Here is a 23,678-nt window from a genome sequence, read left to right on the forward strand (position 1 = left end):
TAGAATAATTTTATTATTTAATGTTATTTTAAATTAACTTAAGGTTCATACTATTAGGTGTATGGTGTTATTATCTAGATAGGTATATGAATAATTGTAACAATTTTAATAGAATACTTTTATATGAACAAATCAATGTGCCTAAACTGTGCCTAAACTGTGCCTAAAAATGAATAAATATAAAGAATTCAAAAGGTTTTGATAGAGCTACAAAGTCCTTGTTTACGGTCTTTTGTAGTTTTTATTATGTTATTTTAGAATTTTCAGTATACGGAGCCACTATTTCTTACTTACACCATTGTCTTTCACAAGGAATACCATCATTATTTCCATCCATTTTTGTATCAGGACAATTATTCAAAAAAAACTTAGCTTCTTCACATGAAGTCATTTGAGAGCAATATTGTCTGCCATCACATTCATATACTTTACTTTCAGATGCACTAAGAGTAGTAGTTAAGCTTGGTGTAGTCATTTCTGTATTAGTATTTACATACCAAATTGCAGTAAGTGCTATAACAATTAACGTAACTATTTTCATGCTTTCTCCAATAAATATGAGTATGCATTATTATACTCTAACAATTTAGATTTGAAGTAATTTTTAAAGTATAAAAAAGAGTAGATTAATAAAGTTGATTTAGTGTGCCCAAAGTGTGCCCAAAAATGACTAAAAAAGCACAATATCGAATTTTTGATTAGAGTTGCAAAGTACTGTTTTTATGGGTTTTTGTAGTTTTCTGTACTTTTCTAAGTTCGATATGTTATTATACATCTTTGAATTTAAATTGAGTGTAAAGAATATTAATAAGTAAGGAAAGATTTATGGGTAGAGCCTTTGAGTATAGAAAAGCATCAAAAATGAAACGATGGGGAGCAATGTCAAAGCTGTTTCCAAAACTAGGCAAAATTATTACAATGGCAGCAAAAGAGGGTAGTAGCGACCCTGATATGAACGCTAAACTAAGAACAGCGATTTTAAATGCTAAAGCTGAAAATATGCCAAAAGACAATATTGAAGCAGCTATTAAAAGAGCATCAGCAAAAGATACGGCAAGCATGTTAGAAGTAAATTTTGAAGGTAAGCTTCCTCATGGAGTACAGGTATTTGTTGAGTGTATGACCGATAACAACACAAGAACGGTAGCAAATGTAAAAAATATATTAACTAAAAATGGTGGAGAGATGCTGACAAATGGTTCTTTGGAGTTTATGTTTGACAGAAAAGCACTAATAGAGTTTAATATGAAAGAGGATATGGACTTAGAAGAGTTAGAGTTAGAACTCATAGATGACGGACTCGAAGAGATAGAAGAAGAAGATGGCATTGTTCTTGTTACTGCAGACTATACTAGTTTTGGAACACTTACTTCTGCTTTAGAGGATATGGGTGTAGAAATAATTAAAGCCAATTTAGAAAGAATGCCAAATGCTCCCATATCTATTACAGATGAACAGCAAGAAGATATAGATAAAGTATTGGAAAAACTTGAGGATGATGAAGATGTGCAAAAGGTTTTTACAAACTTAGCTTAATGAATTTTGTAAATAAATCGTATATACAAACTCATGAAGTGAAGCAATCAAAATTTATTGCTCATTTTATGCCATATTCAGAGTATGACTTTACTTTAAAAGAATTGAAACTTTCCCATCCTAAAGCAAGACACTTCGTAGTTGCATATAGATATTTAAATGAATTTAACCAAATTGTTGAGCACTCAAGTGATGATGGAGAGCCCAAAGGAACTTCAGGTAAGCCAACCTTGATGGTACTCCAAGGTGCTGATATTATCAATAGTGCAGTTATTATTGTTAGGTATTTTGGCGGCGTTAAACTTGGTACCGGAGGACTTGTTAGAGCTTACAGTGATGCGACTAACTTAGTTTTAAGCTCATCCGATCTACTAGAGTACAAAGAAGAGATTTCTCAAAAGATATCTTTTGAATATTCAAATATTAGAATGATAGAATATGAGTGTCTTACATGTAATATTAAAATTGTAAATAAAGAGTTTGATGAGAAAACAGTTTACGAACTAAAAGCATCCAAAGTAGATATGGAATGCTTTTTAAAAAAGGTTGAAAGGATATCCTCTATCTACCTTGAACAGCACTTCCCATATCCCACATAGGTAAGAAAATACCAAGAGCAAGTAAGATAACCATACATGCAATAAGTAGTAACATTATAGGCTCAATAGCTTCACTAAGACCGTCAATAATAGCATCAAATCTCATCTTAAAGTACTCTGCAACTTTTTTAATCATTGAGTCAAGCGTACCACTGTCTTCACCAGCGCTTATCATTTGAATAATCATGTTTTCAAATAGCTCTGTCTCTTCTAAACCTTTATTTAGGGTTCCACCTTTTTCAACTACAAATCTTACAGATAGTAATTTTTCTTTTAAAGGAAGATTGTCAATCATAGCGATAGATGTGTCAAGGGCTTCTGCAATAGGTATACCGGCGCGAACCAGCTCAGAAAAAACAAGTGTAAAACGACTAAGTGTCGCATATAAGATAATATTTTTAATAAGATAAGTTCTATTAAGTATCTCGTGCCAGCCGTATCTAAATTTTTTATTATTATTTATCATATACTTAAAAATTACAAATGAAATAAATAAAATTGCTAGAACATAAGGACCATAGTTGTTAAAAAGGTGTTCAAGTGTCAATAATATTTGAGTTGGCAATGGTAATTCTGCACCTAGTTCTTCAAAAATAGCTTTAAATTGAGGAACAACATATGAGATCAATACCGTAAAAGCAATTGCCATTGCAATCATAACATTTCTAGGATATGCCATTGCCTTTTTAAATTTTACAACATTTGCACGGATTTCTTCCAGCATATCAGCAAGAGAATAAAGAGATTCATCTAAATTACCTGTTTTTTCACCAAGTTGAACCATAGCGATTGTTAAGTTGCCAAGTTCAAAGCGAAAATTTTCCATAGACTTAGATAGAGAATGCCCTGAATTAATATCCTCTGCAAGTTTGCTAAAAACTGTTTTTAGATTTTCATCTGTTGTTGCAGTTGATATATTCATTAATGAATCATATATAGAGATACCGGCATTTGTCATAACTGCTAATTGCCTAATAGATGCGATTAATGCATCCGGTTTTATTTTTCTTTTTTTAATGTTACTAAATAAGTCTTTTTTGATTCTTTTAAATTGCGCTTCAAGAGGTTCTTGTGCTTCTTCAACTTTAATCATAATCCCAGAATATTTTAATTTTGCAATCTCGTTAGCTTGCTTTTTATCTTCAGCATATAGACCAATTTGTTCTTTTACACCCTTTGTTAGGATAGTTGCTATAAAATACTTCATTATTTTGCCACCTTTAAAATCTCTTCTAGACTAGTTATTCCATCAATTGCTTTATGGATACCGTTTTCTAGTATTGCTACAAATCCATCATCTACAGCCTGCTTGTGTATAGCTTCATTGGATGCACCTTTTGCTATTAGAGATCTGATTTCATCCGTAATAGTAAGGACTTCACAAATCATTTCTCTACCCATATAGCCAGTATCATTACACTCTTTACAGCCTTTACCAACATAAAACTTGCTGTGTTCAGGAACAAATTGATGTATCTCCTCTAAAGTTGAAGCCGAAATTTTTTCTTCTGCTTTACAGTATTTGCATATTTTTCTAACAAGTCTTTGTGCCTGTATAGCAACAATTGCACCACTAATCAAATAATGGGGTATTCCCATGTCCACCATACGAGTTATTGCACTAATTGAATCATTTGTGTGTAGTGTAGAGATTACTAAGTGACCGGTTAATGCTGCTTTAATAGCGATTTCCAATGTCTCAGCATCACGAATTTCACCGATCATTATCTTATCTGGATCCTGTCTTAAGATTGAACGCAGTGCATCTGCGAAAGTCAAGCCAACTTTTGGATTAACCTGTACCTGCTGAATAAGATTCATTCTATACTCGACAGGGTCTTCAACTGTAATAACTTTATCTTCTACATTTCTTAATTCATTGAGTGCACCATATAGGGTTGTTGTCTTACCACTACCTGTTGGTCCGGTTACAAGAATAATACCATATGGAGCCTCTAGACCTTTTAGAAGTTTATGATAGCTCACTGTATCCATACCTGCTTCTTCAAGTTTAACTAGTGCTTTTTGTTTGTCAAGTACCCTCATTACAATAGATTCACCGTATAAAATAGGTAGTGTTGATATACGAAAATCATACTCTCTATCTCCAACCAATGTAGAAAAACGGCCATCTTGAGGTTTCCTTTTTTCTGCAATATCAAGATTTGCTAACAACTTTAATCGTGAAGCCAGAGGTGGATAAATATCTTTCTCAAAGATAAACACTTCTGCTAATTTTCCGTCAATGCGACCACGAACAACACAGTTCTTTTCAGTTGGTTCGATGTGAACATCACTCGCACGACCTTTTATGCATGCTTGCAAGATGACATCTATAAGAAGAAGTATAGAGGAGGCTTCTTGCTGCTCTTCTAAAGAGGCTATGGAGTTTAACTCATCTCTTATTTTTTTTACTAAACCCTTTACGCTGTCTTTTAGTTCTACTTTAAAAAGATATGAAGTAATCTGTTTTTTTGTAGCAACTGCTACTTTTATCGGTTTTCTAGCAAAAAGTCTTTGCACAGACTCTTGAGCTTCAATATCAAGTGGATCACAAAAAGCAATAGTAATGCTTAATTCATCTTCTGAGACAGGCAATACAGTGTACTTTTTAAGTTGTGTCAATGAAATTTTTTCAGTAAGTCTATAGTCCATGTCAATAGAGTCTAAGTCTAAAAATAAAAGCTCTTGCTTTTCTGCGAGTTTAACTAAGACATCTTTTTCGTTTATGTAATCATAGTTGTCAATTATTGATAAATCATATACGCCATTTTGTATTTTATCAACAATAAATCTAATAAGCCTATCCATTGTCATAAAACCAGACAGCGTTATATCTCTAAGAATTAAATTGGTATCTAAGCCTTTGGCTATTAGTCTATCAACCTGACCCTTCATAATAGAGCCATTTGCTAGTAAATCTGAGGTTATTCTATCCATAATGCCTCCTTACCAATATATATGTCGTTTAATCATATCTGAGTTATAGTATTCTTCAATTACAATCTTACTTAACTTATCATCTTTAATAAGATAAAGCTTATATGTTAACTTGCTATCTTTCTCATCTTCAAAAAGATAAAAAGCTCTTGGTTCGTGTTTATTAAGTTTAGCATATAAATCAAAAACTTTTGATAAGACATAGTCTGTAGTAGGTAAATCTATGCTTGAGAGGTCATAATTATCAATCAAGGCATGATAAAGAAGCTTTTTTTGCATTAAAATAATAGATAAATATGCAGAGTTTGCGCGAGCTTCTTTGGAGTATTTAAGTGTAGCTATTGGTATTGATAGACGATCTATGTAGTCAGCTTTTAGACACGCAAATGCGTATAAAGAGATATACTCTTCATTTTGTCTGTAGCGAGAAAAATTATTGAAGCCAATATTACATACTTCTTCATACTGTTTATTTTGATAAAGATTAAACATATTTTGTTTTATATCAGCATATAGATTTATTGTAAGAAAAAGAATTAATAATGTTTTCATTTAAATTTTCCTGATTGAATTTCATCAAGCAATATTTTTGCCTCTGATGAATGAGAATGATTAATATATTCACTAAGAGTTTTTACAGCCATATCTTTCTTGTTTAGTTTTATTAATGATTTTGCAAAAATAATCCAACTAGCTTCTATATTATTGTTTATGTCATTTGTAATAAGAGCATAATTATATGCTTTTTCATATTCTCCTAATTGATAATATTTTTTAGCGACAAAAAGGCTCAGTGCCGGGTTGTGATTTACTTTAAATCTTTTTATTACATGTTGAATTTCGCTATCAGCATCAGAGTCTTTTCTTTTAATATTTATAGTACTTTTTTTCTCAATAGTTAATGCCGGTTCTTTCTTTTTTTGTATTATAATATCTGGTGTATTAATAACAGTACGCTTTTCTTCAATAATTTTTTTTGGTTTTTTAATCTTTTTTGCTTGTAAGTTATCTTCATTATTATAATATACCGGTGTTTCTCCTTGTATTTTTCTTATAAAATCAAGTGATGGAGTAAGTAGAACCTTTTCTTCTACAATTTGTTCTTCTTTTTCTTTTTCTTCTACTTTAAGCTCATCAATGACCTTAGTTTCTGAAGCAATTTTTTGAAGCGATATTTTTGTTTGGTTAATTTCAGTTTGTTCTTTAATAATATTATTTTGTACTGCTAAAGATGAATTCTCAATAATTGTTGTATCTGCTGATTCTTTTTTTTGTAAATTGATGGTAGATATGGAATTATAATTTACTAGAGTAACTGCTAAAGCTGATACAATAAATAAAATAAGTATTAAAAAGTATGGTAAATATGATTTTAACTTATACTTTCTATGTCTAGCTTCTAAATCACGAACATTAAGCATTTATTAGTCCTGTATGAATAGCTGACATTTCAATGTATTTGTTAGATATTTCATTGCTGTTGATTAGATGAGGAGTGTTTTCAATATAGTGTGAATATATATCAAATAGAGTATAGATAAGTTTATTTGTGTCTCTATAATTTCCATCAGTAAGCTTATGAATTAAGTTAATTGATTTTTTAGTAAACATATTTGCAGTATCAAAACAGTTCGCTTTTAAAAGTTTCTTTTGAATATAAATTTTTAATTCAAGTCTTGAAGCGTTCTCGAGTTTAATACTTTCCCAAATCCTAGTTTGAAAGTGCTCTTTCGCAATTAAATCTTCTTTTTCTGTCTTGTGTAAGGCAATAACAAATTTAACTTTTCGTGTATCAGACAGAAGTCTGATTTTCTCCATTAAAGCTGCAGAATAAAGTTGTGCTTCATCAAGCATGATCAATGGTATTATGGAATCACCAAGGTCTCTGTTTTGCACTACTTTCATAAATTGAGTAAAGTTTAACTCACCGCTGTATTCCATCCCATATAAATCTTGGGCAATTGTTTTAAAAAATTCACTCTCGTCTAAAATCGGAGTGTGGTAAAGATATACTTGTTGTGAAGAAGAAAGACTCTCGTGTAATTTTGATAAAAACATACTTTTACCAGTCCCTGGTTTACCATAAAGAAGTATCATTTTTAATGGTTTCTTTATAGACTCCTTTAAAGATCTATAAAGAAGAGACACTCTATCGAGTTGAATGTAATCTTTGGTATTTACAGTATCTAAGAAAACATCTCTAGAGTCTTCATAAATACTACTCATTACCTTCTTTCTTGAGAGATTTTTTTACAATCAATTCGCTTTCTGGAACCCCTTCATAACCTAAATCTGAGAGTGATAGATTAGGCTTTTCATTATTAATAATATGAGGTTCTATAATGATTACAAGCTCTGTAACTGTTTTAATATTATCTTCATATTTAAAAAGATAATTAAGAACTGGAATGTCACCTAGAATTGGAACTTTGTTAACATCAATTGTTTCTAGTGAAGTGATAAGACCACCTAAAATAATTCGGCTTCCATCTTTTACAGTTACAACTGATGATAATTGACGACGGCTTAAGTCCGGTGGCATAGTCCTGTCACCGGCCTCATTAGCAAGAAATGTATTGCTAACAGCCTCTGAAAGAGAAGGGTTTACCTTAAGTGTGATTGTTTGATTTTCAGAAATCTCTGGAGTGATATCTAAAAGAACACCTGCAAAAACCGATTGAACATCATCACTTGAGCTTTGAGTACTCTGTGTTCCTACCAATGTTTCTGTGCTTGTTATCTTATAAAAGTATTCAGTACCTGCTGTAATGAGTGCTGGCTGATTGTTTAGGGTTAAAACTTTTGGATTTGAAATAGAAGTAACATCACCTTGTGTTTTAAGAAATTTAATTACTTCTGTTAAGCTTCCGCCACCTTCAATTGTCACATATGCTTCATTCATTGAAGTACCGTCTGCCATTTTTCCTTTACCTGCATTAAATGCTAAGGTAGAGTTTTGAAGAGCATATAGTTGTGACCAATCAATTCCTGTAGTTTTTCCTTTACTCATAGTAACAGAGAGAAGTTTCACATCTATTAAAACTTGAAGCTTGACTTTTTCTTGTAAATTATTAAGGTAGTTTTCTAGTCTTTGCATCTGTTTTATTGTTGCAGTTACAGTTATAATACCGGCGTTTTTATTAACAATAGGAGATTCCGCCACATATACATCTTCAGGTCTGTTTAAAACCCTTTGTAGCTCTAAATCTAATTCATGCCAAAAAACAACTTCATCGCTAGATTCTATTTTTACACCTGATTGACCAGCTGAACCACCGCCCATTGATTGTTGCTCTTTGCTTTTCTTAGTAGCAACTTTCTTGCCGCTACCATCCCCTGCACCCTGAGATGAAAGGGTTATGTCTGTGCTGGATTCACTTTTTCTCTGTGACAAAATATAGTCAATATTAAACATCTTGGTATTAAGGTATGATATTCTTAAAAGATTGTTTTCCAAAGTATATGATAGATTGTTCTCTTTTAACACTATATTGAGAACCTCTTCTATCGTTAAATTATTAAAATTGGTTTTATTTAACTTTGTATTTAAGAACTTTTTCGCATTAGGATCTGTAACGATTATACTAAACTCACACTCATTACTAAGTTGGTCTATAAAGTCAATTATTTTTGTGTTTTTTGTAGAACTAATACTAAATAGTTCATAAGAACAGTCAGCCAAAACACTGCTAGATAAAAGAAGCGTTAAAAGTGTTGTGTATATTGTTGTTTTTATAAGTTTCATAATCAGTCCTACTTATTCTTGAATTTTAGAGTTTGTTTTTTGCTATTTGTTGATAAAGTCAATTCTTTATCACCTTTTTTGAGTGTTACAGAAGTTTTACGAATATCAATAACGGTATAACCGTTAACCTTATCATTTTTTTTATACCAAGCATCATTAATCATGGCTGATGAATTGATAACTGTACTTAGTAAAAAAGTCGGTTTTTTTACACTCGACAAAGCAACACCGGTTGGCAATGTTTTTTTAGCTGATGCAAAAGAAGATTTTTTTGAACCTGTACTTTTTGGTTTATTTTTTTGTAAAAAAATGAACGGACTTTTTATACTAGAAATATTAGCACCTTTTCTGGGTGGTTTTATTGCATTAACTTGTTCATCAACCCAACCCAATTCAGTAGAATAAAGGGTACTGCTCAAAAACACGCTAAGTATTATTATTGATATAGTTTTCATTAGTAAGTAATCCCCCATACTGAGATTTCAAGATTCGTATTTAAAACATCTTCTGCTTTAATTGTTAAATCATGTATATCTACGACAAGCTCACTTTTTTCCAGTGAGTTGATAAATTTTAAGGTATTAGTATAGTTACCATGTACATTGAGTGTGATATCTAACATATGCCCAAATGCTTCATTGTTCTCAGCATATTTATTTGTAAAATTAATCAACTTAATATTATATTTTTTAGCATTCACTGATATTGAACTAAGGTACTCACCCCAACTCACTTCATCATATATAAGCGATGAAATTGTCTCTATTTTACTTTTAATATACTGATTATTTTCTTTGGTGACAATCAACTTGCCTTCTAGTACTTTAATCTCTCTATTTAGCTTTTCAATTTTTGCTTGCGGATTTGCTTTTAAGTATGTTTTATCAGCATTTATCTGAGATGTTACTTTTGCGACTTTGTCTTTAGCATTGTTGAATTCATCAAATGATAGGTCATAAAATGGATAAGCTAAGGCTGAAAAACCAGCTATTACCATGATATAAATCATGTAAACATCTTTTTGAGTCTTTGATTTAAAGAAAGAATCAATCCTTTGTAAGTACTCTTCTACAATTAATTTTAAATTCATAATAAATTTACCTTCAATTCACTGAAATACAATTTTGACTCAGTGTTATATGATATTTCACTTATAGAAAAATGAAATTTATTTTCATATGTTTTAGTCAAATATTTTATTAAATCAGTGATTTTTTTATCTCTTGAAGAAATAAGGTTTAACTTCATATGCTTTGTTGGATCATCAGTGGCACTATCATGATATATAATAGAATCTACTCTTACTTTATATCTGTTTAAATCTTTTGTTAGTTTATGTAACAGACTAGCTTTCATTGGATAATTTACTTTTACATCGTGAATCTTAATTAGAGTATTTTTCTTTTCAGTATACTCATTTTCCTCATTAGTCAGTAAAGTTTTCACTTTATTTTTATCTGCTTCTTTATTTTTTATAGTCGCTTCTCTTGTTGTTTTAAGATTATGGACTTCTTTATATTCTGTATTTAAAATATGATATTGCATATCTTGTGCATATGTAAGAGTCCAATAAGACACGGGGTACATAAAAGCAAATATTAATGAGGCAACAGCTAGTAAAACAAGGCGGCCGCTCGCTCTTTGGATAAACTTAGGAGGACGATGATAAGTTGTGAAGTTACACTCATATCTCTGATCTTCTGGAAGGGTAGTATATACTTGCATAAGAGCATGAAGTTGATCTATGTGCTTTTCACTACTTTCAAAGCCATAATCAAAATCAAAACTACTACTTTTAATATTTAGTTCGACTTCTGACATCTCATCTAGTTTAGTAACCGTAGGTACTTGTGAATCTATGTATATATGCTCTATTTTTTCAATCTCTAAAGCTCTTTTTACATATGTGAGTATGTCATTAATATTTGAGAAAATCTCTTTGTATAATTTAATAAGATGTTCTTTATATATGCTATCAGTAGTTCTAAGATTTTGTGTAGATAGAAAATTAATAAAATCGTCATATTCTATTCTTTCGCCAAACAAGTCACAAAATCTCTCATGCATTTGAATAAAAGAGTAATTTAAAGATTTTGTATAAATAAAATCTTTTTCATTGTAGATGGTAATAAAAGTGTCATTCTCTTGAAAATATATAAAACAGTGAACACCACTGTCCTCTATAAGTTCTTTTGAATATAACGATTTGAGTAGCAGGGGTGAGGGAATAATATAATCTATATATTTTATACGCTCAGTAGCAGACTTAAACACATCATCAATAATAATTGGATCAATAATAAAAACATGAAAATTTCTGTTTTCATCATCTAGATTGTTAAAAGTTTCTATATATTGAATTTGGTATGTTAAAGCTTGATCAAGCCCAAGTTCATCATAAGCTTTATTATAAATAGCATCGTATAAATCTTCATCAGGTATGTTCTTACTTACTGCGATATGGCTATTTATAAAACCTTTTGTATTTAGATAAGAGATTACATATTGCTCTTTACTAAATACCGGAGACGCAGTCTCATTTAAAAAACTTGAGACTGCATTTATATATGTGTCTTTGTATGGATTAATAGAAAGTACACTGCTGAACGAGTGTTGCTCTTTTTTACTCATTGATAAAAATCCTATTTAAAATGAACTTTAGACATAAAACAAAATTCATTATTTTTATAAAACTCAACCCTGTAAACTCTGTTGGACTTATCAACAGAAAACCTTTTGTTTAAGTCTTTAAGTTTAATACTTAAACCACTTTCATTTTGGTGATTTCTAGATGAATAACCAATTACATTCACACGGTAATCATTTTTTTTGATAATGTTAAAATCGTCATTTACAATAATATCTGAAGTGTTATTTAAAGAAACTTTGTTTCCGTCTATAATAACTTCAAATTCTTCTGCACATTTTTCCACCATCTCAAAGTATTGAGGCTTGAGAGTGAGTATTTTTTTATTGCCGACATATGCAATAAACATACCACGCTTTTGCACAACACTCCCCAGCGGGTTGGAAAATTCGAATACATTACTCTTTAATCTTAGCGGAATAAAGCTTAAAGATTTTTTGATATTGGTTAGATTTAATGAAAAATTACCATTTATGCTTATATTTCCATAGTTTTTTATTATATTATCGATATTTTTTTCAGTTAGTTTAAATTCTCTTGTGAAAGAAATATCCATAATATTCATAAATTCTTCTATTGCAAGCAGTTGATAGAATACTTTTTGAGATAAGGATGACAAGTTTTTGCTACTCTCAATTGCAAAAGCCGGTTTGTTGTTTGTTACAGCAAAGTAGGTAAGAGAGAGCTGCATCGCTTCATCATCAAATTTTGTTTTAGTATTTTTAACATTAAAACTATGATGTTTTTTTAAAAGTTTTTTATTCATTCTCTCTTTAACATCAAGAGCAATACTATTTAGATTTCCAAATGGTTGATCTTGGTTAAGAAGGTTACATTGGTCGATTACGCATGTCTGTCCCCACGCATTTGGATTAAATATTTTACCATGATTCTCTTTTCTATAAAAACCATGACCATCATGTAGATTTAAAACTAACGAAACCTTTTTTGTTAGTATTATATTCTTAATCTCTTTTATAGTCTCAGCATCCTTGTCACTTTTTTTAAGAGTGGCGAATTTTCTATTCATATCTCCATGAATACCTCTTGAATTTTTTAGAATACTTTTTTGATTTAGATTTGGAACTATCCATAAGTTTTTAGATGTTATGTTATAGTGAGTTGCAAGAATAGAGGCAGCAAAGTACCCTCCAGGCTCATCGCCATGAATTCCGGCAATAACAAGTAATGTGGTGTTATCATCAGAGTTTTCTTTTTTTATAAGTTGCACATTAGCAAACGCATAGTTGTATGAAAAAAGAATTAAAAGCAGTACCTTTGCACTAAAGAAGTTCATTGTGCTTACTTTTATTTTTCTGTCAAAATATTAATTTTTTTCTTCTCATCAACTTTGACAATTAAAGTTTTATTTCCAATAAACTCAAATGTATTAGACTTATATATCTCTTTAAAAGTTATTTCAAATATATCAGAGCTATTTGGATATTTAACTATGTTAATATTTTTAAAAATGATAATCTTTTTTTCAGTTTTTTTGAAAATTCTTGTTTTGTACTTTGTGAATTTTTCGATATCCATACCGTCATATCTAACAAATTCCGGTGCATAAAAGTTTAAATAAGCATCTATATCATTATAAAGCCAAGCAAATCTCCACTTATATAGTTGGGACAATATCGATGCAAGAAGCTCTTTTGAAACATTTTTTTGTACTTCAGAACTATCTATTATAAGAAGAGTTTTTGAAATGTCTATATTCCTGTCTAAGCACTCAATATTAGAATTGTTAATTGCTATGCAGCCTCTTGTAAAGTCATCTCTTTCTTGTTCTATTGGAAGTCCATGTATCCATATACCAGAACCATTTTTTCCTCTGTATAAGTCATATATATTTGGATACGATGTAACAAAGGCTAAAGGTCCATAGAATGAGTTTAGATTTGTGTCTTTTGATAATTTTTGAGTGATTTGATATATACCAATTGGAGTTTTAAAGTCTCCTTCTTTTACTTTGTCTCCCTTTTTTTTACCGGTAAATGCACCGTACTCTTTTTTAAACTCAAATTTGTTTTTCTCATCAAGCGAGTAGAGGTTTAATGTGGATTTTTCTTTATTACATGTTAGAACATTTAAGTAAGATTCTATATAGCCAAAAGTTGTATCCTTGTCTTTGATATGGTTAGACCAATACTCTTCTTTTGTTAGCGCTAAATCCATCTCTTTTTCAATTGCATCAATTCCATTAATTCTATAGTTAGTTAAAATATCACTTGCGAACAGTGATATATTAATGAATAATGTTAAGAGTAATAATTTCATGATGAATATCCTATTTTTTCCAAAAATGATTTATCTTTTGTCCAACCTTTTTTTACAACAACCTGCAAGTCCAAAAAGACTTTCTTTCCACTAAGCATCTCTATTTTTTCTCTAGAATACTTTCCAATTCTTTTTATAGAATCACCACCTTTACCGATAATAATTCCTTTTTGTGACTCTTTTTCAATAATAATAGTTGCAAATATTTTATCTATATTTTTATCTTCTTCAATAGCGTCAATAAGTACATCAGCTTCGTAAGGAACTTCGTCACTAACATTTTCAAAGATTCCTTCTCTAATAAAGCCGGCATATATATCACGAACAAGTTCACTCGTTAAATCATCCGGATCATACAAAAACGGACTCTCTGGCAAATTTCTAGAGATGACTTTAAGAAGTTCATCATGTCCCATTTTTTTAGGAATGGCAACTGGGATTAGTGCTTCAAATTGATCAGAATATTGGTTGTATGAAGCAATTTTTTTAAATAATTTGTCTTGTTTTACTTGGTCAATTTTACTAAGAACAATTATGTGTTTAACTCTGCCGTTATTTAGTTTTAAAAATTTTTCATAATGCTCAGTTGAGTCTGTTACTGGTGCAAGATATACTATTAGGTCACAATCACCCATAGCTTTTAAAGCTTCATCAAGCATATATTGATTTAGAATCTTCTCTCTTTCATGTAAGCCTGGAGTATCAACAAATATGATCTGAGTATCTTCATACATAACAATAGCATTTGATCTCTTTCTGGTTGCATTGGCTTTTTGGCTAACCATAGCAATACTTTCACCCAAAAGTGAATTCATTAGTGTACTTTTTCCTGCATTAGGACGACCAATTAGAGATACGAATCCAGCTTTTGTCATATTATTTCCTATAAGATATATCTAGATAAATCATCATTTTCGACAACTACATCAAGTTTTTCGTGTACTAACTCAGAAGTGATTATGAACTCTTCATCTTTGTACTCATCTGCACTAAAACTCACTTCTTCTAGGACTTTCTCGATTACTGTGTGAAGTCTTCTAGCCCCAATATCTTCTGTTAATTCATTTGTGCGATGAGCTAGCTTTGCAATTGCATGAATAGCCGCGTCTTCAAATACCAACTTTACACCCTCTACACTCAAAAGTGCTTCATACTGATTTAGTAAGGAGTTTTTAGTTTGAGTAAGTATCTTATATAGAGTGTCTTCCGTCAAAGATTCAAGTTCAACTCTAAGTGGAAACCTTCCTTGAAGTTCCGGAATTAAATCACTTGGTTTACTAACATGAAATGCACCAGCAGCTATAAATAAAATATGATCAGTGTTAATTACACCATATTTGGTTGTGACACTGCTACCTTCAACTATAGGGAGTAAATCTCTTTGAACACCTTCTTTAGATGGGTCATTTCTGCCTTGAGACTTTTCGCTAACAGCTATTTTATCAATCTCGTCAAGAAAAATAATTCCGCCATCTTCAGCACGCTTAAGGGCTTCGGCATTTATGTTTGTTGAGTCAAGAAGTTTCGCACTTGCTTCAGTTTTTAGGATAGATTTGGCATCTTTGACAGTAACTTCTTGTTTATTATCCTCTTTATTCATTTGAGAGAACACTTTAGAGAATGACTCTTGTACTTTTGCCATTTCCGGAGGTAAATTTGTATCATTAAACTCTACATGTATCTTTTGGATTTCAAGTTCTATGATTTTGTCATCCATCTCTCCGGCTATAACTCTCTTTTCCATAGCTTCTAACAGCCTTTGATAATCATCTTGTTTAGACTCACTAGCACCAGAGGGTAGAGGAGGGAGAAGTTTTTCAACTATTTTGTTAATAACATAGTTTTCAATTTTTTCTCTGTTTTTCTCTTCTTTTTCAGCTTTGACTATAGCGATTGATGAAACAACCAAATCTCTAACCATTGATTCAACATCACGCCCTACAAATCCTACTTCTGTATATTTGCTTGCTTCTACCTTGATGAAAGGTACTTTCATCATTTTCGCTAGTCGTCTTGAAATCTCAGTTTTACCAACACCGGTGGAGCCGATCATCAAGATGTTTTTTGGCATTATTTCATCTTGAAGTTCCTCTGAGAGTTGCATTCTTCTGTATCTGGTTCTTAGTGCTAAAGCTATAGTTTTTTTAGCATCATTTTGGGATATTACATACTTATCTAAGTACTCAACTATCTCTTTGGGTGTTAAATTCATATTATCTGTCTTCTTGAATCTGAACAAGTCCAGCTTCAATTCCTCTCACTAAAGCTACGCCTTTTGGCGAGAAAATATATTTCATTTATTATCTCCGTCTAATACTAGAGTTTTGATGTTGTGATTAGTGTATATGCATAAATCAGCAGCTATACTTAAGCTCTCTCGCACCAGTTCCTCTTCATCTAGATTTGCATGCTTTTTAAGTGCGCGAGCAGCAGATATGGCATGGTTTCCGCCACTGCCGATAGATGCAATCTCTCCATCTTCAGGCTCTACTACATCACCGTTTCCTGTAAGTATGAAAATATGCTCATTGTTTAAAACAATCATCATGGCTTCTAAACGGCGAAGAACTTTGTCTTTTCTCCAAGCTTTAGAAAACTCAATAACCGACTTTAAAATATCGCCTTTTTTATCTTCTAAAAACTCTTCAAACATGTCAAAAAGGTTAAAAGCATCAGCAGTACTTCCTGCAAAACCAGCTAAGATTTTGCCTTTATGAAGTGTTCGGATTTTTGTAGCATTAGCTTTTAAAACCGAATCTCCAAAAGTAACTTGCCCATCTCCACCAATTACAGCTCTATTTTTGCCTTTGTAGGCAAGTATTGTAGTAGCATCAAACATAATTATCTGTCTCCTTGAGTCGGAAGTAATTCCGCTTCAATTCCTCTCACTGAAGCTACGCCTATTGGCGAGAATATATATTTCATATACTATTCGCCCTGTACATCTACATGTAGTACAGCATGAAGACCATGTCCTAATTTAAAATCTAAATCATGCTCGCCAATTGTTTTAATAAGCGATTTTTCATTAATATGTTTTTTATCAATTTCAATATCGTGTTGCTCTTTTAGTGCAGTAGCAATTTCATCTTTTGTAACTGAACCAAAAAGGTGACCGTTTTGACCAAGTTTTTTAGTGATAATTATCTCAGCTTTATCAAGTTTCACGGCAAGTTCTTTTAAAGATGCTATTTCAGCCGCTAATTCTGCAGCTGCTATTTTTTCATTCTCTTTGTGTTGTTCTAAAACCTCACTCGTTGCAAGTTTAGCAAACCCTTTTCCTATAAGAAAATTTTTCCCATAACCATCTTTAACTTCTTTTACTTCACCTTTTTTACCAAGGCTTTTTACATCTTTAATTAATAATACTTTCAAATTTTATCCTTATCTTTGTATTTCGCCATGGTAAGAAACTATGCCATTTGTAAAATTTCCTATTTTCGCATAACCTGAATCAGTTAAAATTCTAGCAACATGTGCACTTCTGCTTCCTACATGACAATAAAGGATGATATTTTCATTTTTATCAAGTTTTGCTTCTTCTAAAGTTGGGAAGAAACTACTAGTCGGTATCAGTACATCTGCACCTTTGATATGACCCATTTGCCACTCCATGTGCTCTCTAACATCAACAAGTTTAAAATCAACCATGCCAAGCTCTCTGGCTTCTAAAAGTGATACCACTTCATCTGAGTCTAATTCACTTTTATTTACTAGCATTGCAGCTTCTTCTTGAGTTAAACCACGAGAGTGTGTATGAGCTACTTCTTCCATACCAAGTTCAATTCTTTTGTTTGCCGCAAATTCAGGAGTTACAAAAATTCCGCAATGACAAGAACCTGTTTCAGGAATTTCTTTTTCTATTGCAGGTTTACACGGGCAGATTCTATCATCAACACTTTTAGGTTTGTCTCCACTGTCATCAACCATAAAACAAGGGCAAAATCTTTTGTTGTACATCATCTTGTTTCTAGCAAGACCCATCTGTACACCTTCGTTTACTTCAACTTGAGGGTTGTAAACCCAGCCAAATTGTTTATTTACTTTATCGGTAAATTTAATAGTTTTTTCCATCTCAGCTTTGAACTCCGGAGAGTTCATGTCTATTTTAATAATGCTCATAATATTTCCTTTTATTTATTTCTTTTTTTACCTGCAATAATTCTTCTTAGAGCATTTAATCTTATAAAACCTTCTGCATCTTTTTGGTTATAAACTTCATCCTCTTCAAATGTTGAGTGTGCTTCAGAATATAATGACATATCTGATTCTCTTCCAACTACTTCTACATTGCCTTTGTAAAGTTTTAATTTAACATTTCCTTGAACATATTTTTGTGTTGTATCAATAGCAGCTTGAAGCATTTCTCTCTCAGGAGTGAACCAAAATCCATTATAAATAAGTTCAGAATATTTAGCAATCATGCCATCTTTCATGTGAGCTTCTTCTCTATCTAATGTGATAGATTCAATTGCTCTATGAGCTTTTAGCATAATAGTTCCACCCGGAGTCTCATAACATCCACGAGCTTTCATACCAACAAATCTATTCTCAACAATGTCAATTCTTCCAATACCGTGCTTGTTTCCATACTCATTAAGAGTTCTAAGCAGTGTTGCTGGTGACATCTCTGTACCGTTTATAGAAATTGGATCACCATTTTTGTATCCAATTGTTATGTATTCTTTTTCATCTGGAGCATTTTCAGGAGAGTTTGACCACAGCCACATTGATTCTTCTGGTTCATTCATTGGGTCTTCTAAATGAAGCCCTTCATAAGATATATGAAGTAAGTTAGCATCCATTGAGTACGGACTTACTGTTGGATTTCCATCTTTGTCAATATGTTTAGCATCAATATCAATGCCATGCTCTCTTGCATAAGAGAGTAGTTTTTCTCTTGAGTTTAAATCCCATTCTCTCCAAGGTGCTATAACTGTAATATCAGGGTTTAACCCCAAATATCCAAGCTCAAATCTTACTTGATCGTTTCCTTTTCCAGTTGCCCCGTGGCTTACCGCATCTGCACCCATTTTTTTTGCAATTTCAATTTGTTTTTTTGCTATAAGCGGTCTTGCGATAGAAGTACCTAAAAGATATTCACCCTCATAAATAGCATTTGCTCTAAACATAGGGAAAACATAATCTTTTACAAACTCTTCTTGCACATCAAGAATAAAAATATTTTCTGGTTTAATACCATTGTCAAGTGCTTTTTGACGAGCGGGTTCTACCTCTTCGCCTTGACCTAAATCAGCTGTAAATGTAATAACTTCAGCTTGATATTCTTCTTGCAGCCATTTTAAAATAACACTAGTGTCAAGTCCGCCAGAATATGCCAAGACTACTTTTTTAACTTCTTTTTTCATATAGAAAACCCTTATCAGATAAATAATAATCGCGAGTTTACTATAAAATATATTAAAAAATGGTTAGTGGAAATTTTATACATTAAACATAAAGTTTAATATATATATGTTTATATAAGATATTTGGAGGATATCTCAAAAGGGTAAATTTACCCTACTGAGTCAAATAAGATGCCGGTTACTTCTTGCATTTTTGGAAGAAAATCTGCTGCTTGCTCTGCAGGAAACCTTCTTATCATTTTGCTCGTTTCTGATTCTATTACTGAAACAAAAAATACATCCTGTGAGTCAACACCAAATTTTATATTTGTATTCATTGGAGCTAATGCTTTATTTAATTGATCTACTAAATCTTTTACCTGCTCTTTTGAATTTATTTGTTGAGAACTTGCTACGCTCCCTTTTTGTATCTCTTTTACCACATCCACTTTTTGCACAGGCTGCTGCGCTTGAGCCACTCGTCCTTGAGCTTCTGATGAGTTCATCTGAGACTGTTGTTGTTTCGCTACATTTGCTATGCCGTCCATGACTTGCTCCTTATTTAAAATAATGTTATTACACACCATATCGTCAAGTAAAAAAATAACTTTAGTAAAATATGTAAAAAAATTCAATTTTGTTATTTTTATCTTTTTTTTATGATAATCTTCCATTTATGAATGAGTATATTAAATTATTAAAATCTGAAGATGTTTTAAGACGATTGTCTATTATTCAGCTAATCGCATATTTTGGTGCATGGTTTAGCAATGTAGCAATATACACACTTTTGCTGGATATGAATGTGTCAGCTGAAGTCATAGCTTTTGTCGCAATGCTGCACTTTTTATCCGGAGTAGTTCAAGCTCCTCTTTCAGGTTCCATAATAGATAGCATGAAACCTAAAAAACTTATGTTGATTTTGATTACATTTGAAATATTTGCAACACTGTTTTTGGTTCTTATAAATGAAGTCTCTGATTTATGGCTACTTTACATCCTAATATTTATAAAAATGGCGGCTGCGAGCTTTTACTTTACAACAGAGATGTCACTTCTGCCAAAACTACTTGATGGACATAAGCTGCAAAAAGCAAATGAGATTCACTCTATTATATGGTCATTTTCATACACTTTAGGGATGGCACTTGGCGGATTTGTTGTTTATTGGCTGGGAGTAAAAGTGGCATTTGTTTTAGATGCTTTTATGTTTGTTATTGGATTCGTACTCTTATATAACCTAGATGTAAAAGTGGAATTTATTAAGAGCAGTGAAAACTTGCTTGAGATGATGCGTGATACTTTTAGATACTTAAAAAGATTTCCGCATGCTTTTCATTTGATGCTTATTCACGCTTTTGTCGGTTTAACAGCGTTTGATGCTTTAGTAGCTTTAATGGTTGATAAATATTATGCTTCTATCATAGCAACATCTTTGGCACTTGGACTTCTCCATGCTTCAAGAGCCTTAGGTCTGGTTTTTGGCCCTATAATCCTTAGTAAGTGGATAAACAATAAAAGATTGACTTATCTATTTGTTTTTCAAGCATTGGCTATCTGGTTATGGGCAGTTTTAATGAAAGATTTCTACATGTCAATAGCAGCAAGTGTCGTAGTTGGGCTATTTACAACAACTTTATGGTCATATACTTACACGCTGCTTCAAAAAAATATAGAACAAAAATACTATGGCAGAATAGTGGCATACAATGACATGTTGTTTTTAAGTTCGGCGGCATTTACATCATTTATGATTGGTTTTTTAGCCGGAGATGGTTTTTCATTGGAGTTTATTACCTTTTTAATAGGCCTTGGATTTATCATTGGCGGAGTCTATTTTGCCTGGATTTTAAAGAGTCAAAATATTAAAGATGTTCAATGATTTCATTTAAATATTGAAGTATTTTAAAAGTTTAAAATAAGAGTGAAATAAAATAAACCTTTTATCGCATTTTCTTATAAATTAAAATTAATCTTATTTTCACATCTTTTGTTATGTTTTAAAAAGATATCCTTAATCATATTTGATAGTTGTATCGAGGTTATGATGAAAGAAATTATTTCAATATACAAAAAACAACGCCCTTTTATAGAAAATTCCCTTAAAGCTATGATAGATGGCATTGACTTAACTCAATATGACGAGATGAAAGATAAGGCGATATTTTCTCTGCTTCCTGCACTTAAAGCCACATATAAAATAAATGAAAAATATAAACAGTCTACTCCCGTATATATGTGCGAAGGGGTTAATCAAGACTCTTTAGGATTGGATATGTCTCATTTTCTTTCTCGTATACAATTTAGTGAAGAAAATATTTACATATCAAATAGTTATGTTAATTCAAGAAGTGCAACACCTTATATTACAGTTGTAATACATGTTAACAACGAATATTTAGTCTATGATTTTGAGTTGTTTGCGCTATTAAAAGAGCTTATGCTGATTGAAGGGGATAAATTTTTTAGTAAATTTACACAAGCTTTTTACGGTTTCTTTGGATTTTTACTTATTTTGTTTTCTGTGGGCTTGATAGCTTATGCTATTTTTATTATCTATGATGTAATCTCAAATGAGAACAAAGAGATACTTTCGGGCTTTTTTCGTTCAATAATAGCCTTAACACTAGGCCTTGCCATATTTGATTTGGCAAAAACTATTTTAGAGCATGAGGTGTTTTATAAAGAGCTTAGTCGAAGTTATAATCTAGAAAATAAACTTCTGGCACGATTTTTAATTTCAATTGTTATAGCACTTTCTATCGAAGCATTAATGGTTGTTTTCAAAATAGTTCTTAGTGATTACTCTCAAATGCTTCATGCTTTTTATCTTATCGCAGGAATCGGAATTATGATTTTATCTTTAAGTGTTTTTATATTTACTATGCGTTACCACGGAAACAAAAACTGATCTTATTTTATTTCAAAGGAAATATAAGATAGAATCCGAAATTGCTAAAGGAAATAGATGATTTATAAATCGAGTATTGGGGATATAGACTTAAGTAAACTAACTAGACTTTATCCGGCTGCGGTTGTTGAAGTAAATGGTGAGACAGCTGAGATGTCTTTAGAGTGGACGGATATGAACGCTGATAAAGTAAATGTAATATCATTCGTTTTAGTTTTTGATTTTACATCCCCAAAAGAGGAAGTTAGAGATAAAAAAGAGCTGCATTTTGAAACAAAAGATGAACTTATAACAACTATGACAGAGGTAGCACAATTTTTCAAAGACTAATCTCTAGTGACACAAAAAAAGTATTCTCTATTGCAATACCGGCCGCACTAAAACATTTAGTAGATATTCTTCAAGTTCTTATTGACATGTTGATGGTTGGTATGGTCAGCGTATCAGCCTTAGCCGCTGTTGGTATGAGTATGCAGTTTATGATGATAATAAATGTACTTATGACACTTTATGTTGTCGGTGGAAATGCACTTATATCAAGATTTATAGGTCAAGGCAGAAAAAAAAGGGCATCTGCACTTCTTTATTCACTTGGAATATTTGCAGTTGTACTTTCTCTGTTTGTAACCATCGGCGGATATATGGGTAGTGAGGCTATCTACACTTTGATGGGTGCCCAGCCGGATGTTGTAGAGCAGGGCTCCCTCTATTTTAAAATACTCTCACTCGGGATAGTAGTTGTTTTTATTGATACGCTTCTGTACAATGCACTCTCAGCTGCGGGGGATACCAAAAGCTCCTTATATATCAAGCTTCTTTCAGCAGCTATAAATGCTTTTTTAAACTATGTTTTCATCTTTGGTCATTACGGCTTTGAAGCAATGGGAATTGAAGGTGCTGCTTACGCAACGGTAATTGCATACTGTTTTAATGTCGTAGCCTACTTTTTACTGATAAAAAAACCACATGCGAAATTAAATATTATCCCTATTGTCCGCATGAAGGACTTGATAAGAGTCTGGCATGTCGGTTGGAGTGCTGCACTTGACCGTGGAGTCTCAAGCATGTCATTTTTAGTTTTTGTTTCTATAATCGCAGCCTATGGAACTGCAGAACTTGCCGGTTATCAGGTTGGGCTTCGTATAGAAGGCATAGCATTTATGCCGGGATTTGGGTTTGCTATTGCTGCTATGGCATTGGTTGGACAAAGCTTGGGCGCAAACAATAAAGACAAAGCTTACAATATGGGCGTAATAAGCGGAAGAATTGCTTATGTTTTTATGGGAAGTGTTGGATTAGTTCTAATCCTGTTTCCAGAGTTTTTAGTCAGTTTTTTTACAAAAGATGCCGCAACTATAGCAGTTGCTTCTTATTATCTTATACTTGTTGGGTTGGCGCAAATCCCTTTGGCTATTATGTTCGTTTACTCAGGAGCACTAAGAGGCGCAGGAGCAACTAAGACTACACTTAAAGTAAATGTATTGTCACTTTGGATTTTTAGAGTCATCCCATCTTATATAGCATATAAAATGGGATATGGCATTATTGTTATATTTGTGATTATGAACATTGAAACTCTTATAAAAGGGATAATCTATTGGCGTATTTATAAAAATAGAACCTGGTTGGAGACTAAAGTTTAAGCATAACATATAAATTTATAGTTGAAAAT

25 protein-coding genes are annotated in these 23,678 nt (G+C 32.0%); 6 read left to right on the forward strand and 19 right to left on the reverse strand.

Features of this window, described 5'->3' with window-relative positions; all coding sequences use genetic code 11:
• Positions 1–286: 286 nt before the first annotated feature.
• A complete protein-coding gene (locus OQK60_RS00400) occupies positions 287–541 on the reverse strand; it encodes an excalibur calcium-binding domain-containing protein (RefSeq protein ID WP_297682952.1) in 255 nt (84 codons plus the stop codon).
• 284 nt (positions 542–825) lie between these two features.
• Between OQK60_RS00400 and OQK60_RS00405 the strand changes: the two genes are divergently transcribed.
• Both OQK60_RS00405 and OQK60_RS00410 read left to right on the forward strand, forming a co-directional pair.
• Positions 826–1,536, forward strand: a complete 711-nt coding sequence (locus OQK60_RS00405) for a YebC/PmpR family DNA-binding transcriptional regulator (RefSeq protein WP_297682954.1) — start codon at positions 826–828, stop codon at positions 1,534–1,536.
• Positions 1,536–2,135 carry a YigZ family protein gene (locus OQK60_RS00410; RefSeq protein ID WP_297682956.1) on the forward strand — a complete coding sequence of 200 codons (600 nt, stop codon included), beginning with the start codon at positions 1,536–1,538 and terminating at the stop codon, positions 2,133–2,135. The genes OQK60_RS00405 and OQK60_RS00410 overlap by 1 nt, the downstream gene beginning before the upstream one ends.
• Here the strand turns inward: OQK60_RS00410 and OQK60_RS00415 are convergent.
• The 18 genes from OQK60_RS00415 to OQK60_RS00500 all read right to left on the reverse strand — a co-directional run bounded on the left by OQK60_RS00415 (position 2,098) and on the right by OQK60_RS00500 (position 19,643).
• Positions 2,098–3,342 (reverse strand): type II secretion system F family protein, encoded by a 1,245-nt coding sequence (locus OQK60_RS00415; RefSeq protein ID WP_297682958.1) that lies wholly within the window; start codon positions 3,340–3,342, stop codon positions 2,098–2,100. The two genes, OQK60_RS00410 and OQK60_RS00415, sit on opposite strands and share 38 nt — an antisense overlap.
• Entirely contained in the window at positions 3,342–5,075 is a 1,734-nt protein-coding gene (locus OQK60_RS00420) for a GspE/PulE family protein (RefSeq protein ID WP_297682960.1), read from the reverse strand. Before OQK60_RS00420 ends, OQK60_RS00415 begins: the two co-directional genes overlap by 1 nt.
• 9 nt (positions 5,076–5,084) lie before the next feature.
• A complete protein-coding gene (locus OQK60_RS00425; protein WP_297682962.1) occupies positions 5,085–5,627 on the reverse strand; it encodes a hypothetical protein in 543 nt (180 codons plus the stop codon).
• Complete coding sequence (locus OQK60_RS00430; protein ID WP_297682964.1) at positions 5,624–6,496, reverse strand: CDC27 family protein; 873 nt, start codon at positions 6,494–6,496, stop codon at positions 5,624–5,626. The genes OQK60_RS00425 and OQK60_RS00430 overlap by 4 nt, the downstream gene beginning before the upstream one ends.
• The gene (locus OQK60_RS00435; RefSeq protein WP_297682966.1) at positions 6,489–7,301 is read right to left on the reverse strand and encodes an ATP-binding protein; all 813 of its coding nucleotides are present in this window, start codon (positions 7,299–7,301) and stop codon (positions 6,489–6,491) included. The genes OQK60_RS00430 and OQK60_RS00435 overlap by 8 nt, the downstream gene beginning before the upstream one ends.
• Positions 7,294–8,820: a secretin N-terminal domain-containing protein gene (locus OQK60_RS00440; RefSeq protein WP_297682967.1), complete on the reverse strand. Its 1,527-nt coding sequence runs from the start codon at positions 8,818–8,820 to the stop codon at positions 7,294–7,296. Before OQK60_RS00440 ends, OQK60_RS00435 begins: the two co-directional genes overlap by 8 nt.
• A gap of 8 nt (positions 8,821–8,828) precedes the next feature.
• Entirely contained in the window at positions 8,829–9,275 is a 447-nt protein-coding gene (locus OQK60_RS00445; protein ID WP_297682969.1) for a hypothetical protein, read from the reverse strand.
• A complete protein-coding gene (pilO, locus tag OQK60_RS00450) occupies positions 9,275–9,910 on the reverse strand; it encodes a type 4a pilus biogenesis protein PilO (RefSeq protein ID WP_297682971.1) in 636 nt (211 codons plus the stop codon). Before pilO ends, OQK60_RS00445 begins: the two co-directional genes overlap by 1 nt.
• Positions 9,907–11,451, reverse strand: coding sequence for a hypothetical protein (locus OQK60_RS00455; RefSeq protein WP_297682973.1), 1,545 nt, complete (start codon positions 11,449–11,451; stop codon positions 9,907–9,909). The genes pilO and OQK60_RS00455 overlap by 4 nt, the downstream gene beginning before the upstream one ends.
• Before the next feature lie 11 nt (positions 11,452–11,462).
• The gene (locus tag OQK60_RS00460; RefSeq protein WP_297682975.1) at positions 11,463–12,764 is read right to left on the reverse strand and encodes a M99 family carboxypeptidase catalytic domain-containing protein; all 1,302 of its coding nucleotides are present in this window, start codon (positions 12,762–12,764) and stop codon (positions 11,463–11,465) included.
• A gap of 11 nt (positions 12,765–12,775) precedes the next feature.
• The gene (locus tag OQK60_RS00465; RefSeq protein ID WP_297682977.1) at positions 12,776–13,747 is read right to left on the reverse strand and encodes a L,D-transpeptidase family protein; all 972 of its coding nucleotides are present in this window, start codon (positions 13,745–13,747) and stop codon (positions 12,776–12,778) included.
• Positions 13,744–14,622: a GTPase Era gene (gene era, locus OQK60_RS00470; protein WP_297682979.1), complete on the reverse strand. Its 879-nt coding sequence runs from the start codon at positions 14,620–14,622 to the stop codon at positions 13,744–13,746. The genes OQK60_RS00465 and era overlap by 4 nt, the downstream gene beginning before the upstream one ends.
• 8 nt (positions 14,623–14,630) lie before the next feature.
• A complete protein-coding gene (gene hslU, locus OQK60_RS00475; RefSeq protein WP_297682981.1) occupies positions 14,631–15,959 on the reverse strand; it encodes an HslU--HslV peptidase ATPase subunit in 1,329 nt (442 codons plus the stop codon).
• An 81-nt stretch (positions 15,960–16,040) separates the two neighbouring features.
• On the reverse strand, positions 16,041–16,586 hold the full coding sequence (gene hslV / locus OQK60_RS00480; protein WP_297682983.1) for an ATP-dependent protease subunit HslV: 546 nt from the start codon (positions 16,584–16,586) through the stop codon (positions 16,041–16,043).
• A gap of 89 nt (positions 16,587–16,675) precedes the next feature.
• A complete protein-coding gene (gene rplI, locus OQK60_RS00485; protein WP_297682985.1) occupies positions 16,676–17,122 on the reverse strand; it encodes a 50S ribosomal protein L9 in 447 nt (148 codons plus the stop codon).
• A 9-nt stretch (positions 17,123–17,131) separates the two neighbouring features.
• Entirely contained in the window at positions 17,132–17,869 is a 738-nt protein-coding gene (locus tag OQK60_RS00490) for a ferredoxin-thioredoxin reductase catalytic domain-containing protein (protein ID WP_297682987.1), read from the reverse strand.
• An 11-nt stretch (positions 17,870–17,880) separates the two neighbouring features.
• Positions 17,881–19,116, reverse strand: a complete 1,236-nt coding sequence (locus OQK60_RS00495; RefSeq protein ID WP_297682989.1) for an argininosuccinate synthase — start codon at positions 19,114–19,116, stop codon at positions 17,881–17,883.
• Between the two features lie 149 nt (positions 19,117–19,265).
• Complete coding sequence (locus OQK60_RS00500; RefSeq protein WP_297682991.1) at positions 19,266–19,643, reverse strand: flagellar protein FlaG; 378 nt, start codon at positions 19,641–19,643, stop codon at positions 19,266–19,268.
• Between the two features lie 128 nt (positions 19,644–19,771).
• On the opposite strand from OQK60_RS00500, the gene OQK60_RS00505 reads away from it, so the two are divergent.
• From OQK60_RS00505 to OQK60_RS00520, 4 genes are all read left to right on the forward strand, one after another.
• A complete protein-coding gene (locus tag OQK60_RS00505) occupies positions 19,772–20,977 on the forward strand; it encodes an MFS transporter (RefSeq protein WP_297682993.1) in 1,206 nt (401 codons plus the stop codon).
• A gap of 165 nt (positions 20,978–21,142) precedes the next feature.
• Complete coding sequence (locus OQK60_RS00510; RefSeq protein ID WP_297682995.1) at positions 21,143–22,006, forward strand: hypothetical protein; 864 nt, start codon at positions 21,143–21,145, stop codon at positions 22,004–22,006.
• A gap of 57 nt (positions 22,007–22,063) precedes the next feature.
• Positions 22,064–22,336 carry a hypothetical protein gene (locus OQK60_RS00515; protein ID WP_297682997.1) on the forward strand — a complete coding sequence of 91 codons (273 nt, stop codon included), beginning with the start codon at positions 22,064–22,066 and terminating at the stop codon, positions 22,334–22,336.
• A 35-nt stretch (positions 22,337–22,371) separates the two neighbouring features.
• Complete coding sequence (locus OQK60_RS00520; RefSeq protein ID WP_297683507.1) at positions 22,372–23,649, forward strand: MATE family efflux transporter; 1,278 nt, start codon at positions 22,372–22,374, stop codon at positions 23,647–23,649.
• The last annotated feature ends 29 nt before the right edge of the window (positions 23,650–23,678 follow it).

It is taken from the genome of Sulfurimonas sp. (assembly GCF_026196735.1).
Taxonomy (GTDB): domain Bacteria; phylum Campylobacterota; class Campylobacteria; order Campylobacterales; family Sulfurimonadaceae; genus Sulfurimonas.

Coding starts and splice junctions, on each gene's coding strand:
- OQK60_RS00400 (WP_297682952.1), bottom strand. CDS start 541: ATGAAAATAGTTACGTTAATTGTTATAGCACTTACTGCAATTTGGTAT.
- OQK60_RS00405 (WP_297682954.1), top strand. CDS start 826: ATGGGTAGAGCCTTTGAGTATAGAAAAGCATCAAAAATGAAACGATGG.
- OQK60_RS00410 (WP_297682956.1), top strand. CDS start 1,536: ATGAATTTTGTAAATAAATCGTATATACAAACTCATGAAGTGAAGCAA.
- OQK60_RS00415 (WP_297682958.1), bottom strand. CDS start 3,342: ATGAAGTATTTTATAGCAACTATCCTAACAAAGGGTGTAAAAGAACAA.
- OQK60_RS00420 (WP_297682960.1), bottom strand. CDS start 5,075: ATGGATAGAATAACCTCAGATTTACTAGCAAATGGCTCTATTATGAAG.
- OQK60_RS00425 (WP_297682962.1), bottom strand. CDS start 5,627: ATGAAAACATTATTAATTCTTTTTCTTACAATAAATCTATATGCTGAT.
- OQK60_RS00430 (WP_297682964.1), bottom strand. CDS start 6,496: ATGCTTAATGTTCGTGATTTAGAAGCTAGACATAGAAAGTATAAGTTA.
- OQK60_RS00435 (WP_297682966.1), bottom strand. CDS start 7,301: ATGAGTAGTATTTATGAAGACTCTAGAGATGTTTTCTTAGATACTGTA.
- OQK60_RS00440 (WP_297682967.1), bottom strand. CDS start 8,820: ATGAAACTTATAAAAACAACAATATACACAACACTTTTAACGCTTCTT.
- OQK60_RS00445 (WP_297682969.1), bottom strand. CDS start 9,275: ATGAAAACTATATCAATAATAATACTTAGCGTGTTTTTGAGCAGTACC.
- pilO (WP_297682971.1), bottom strand. CDS start 9,910: ATGAATTTAAAATTAATTGTAGAAGAGTACTTACAAAGGATTGATTCT.
- OQK60_RS00455 (WP_297682973.1), bottom strand. CDS start 11,451: ATGAGTAAAAAAGAGCAACACTCGTTCAGCAGTGTACTTTCTATTAAT.
- OQK60_RS00460 (WP_297682975.1), bottom strand. CDS start 12,764: ATGAACTTCTTTAGTGCAAAGGTACTGCTTTTAATTCTTTTTTCATAC.
- OQK60_RS00465 (WP_297682977.1), bottom strand. CDS start 13,747: ATGAAATTATTACTCTTAACATTATTCATTAATATATCACTGTTCGCA.
- era (WP_297682979.1), bottom strand. CDS start 14,622: ATGACAAAAGCTGGATTCGTATCTCTAATTGGTCGTCCTAATGCAGGA.
- hslU (WP_297682981.1), bottom strand. CDS start 15,959: ATGAATTTAACACCCAAAGAGATAGTTGAGTACTTAGATAAGTATGTA.
- hslV (WP_297682983.1), bottom strand. CDS start 16,586: ATGTTTGATGCTACTACAATACTTGCCTACAAAGGCAAAAATAGAGCT.
- OQK60_RS00490 (WP_297682987.1), bottom strand. CDS start 17,869: ATGAGCATTATTAAAATAGACATGAACTCTCCGGAGTTCAAAGCTGAG.
- OQK60_RS00495 (WP_297682989.1), bottom strand. CDS start 19,116: ATGAAAAAAGAAGTTAAAAAAGTAGTCTTGGCATATTCTGGCGGACTT.
- OQK60_RS00500 (WP_297682991.1), bottom strand. CDS start 19,643: ATGGACGGCATAGCAAATGTAGCGAAACAACAACAGTCTCAGATGAAC.
- OQK60_RS00505 (WP_297682993.1), top strand. CDS start 19,772: ATGAATGAGTATATTAAATTATTAAAATCTGAAGATGTTTTAAGACGA.
- OQK60_RS00510 (WP_297682995.1), top strand. CDS start 21,143: ATGAAAGAAATTATTTCAATATACAAAAAACAACGCCCTTTTATAGAA.
- OQK60_RS00515 (WP_297682997.1), top strand. CDS start 22,064: ATGATTTATAAATCGAGTATTGGGGATATAGACTTAAGTAAACTAACT.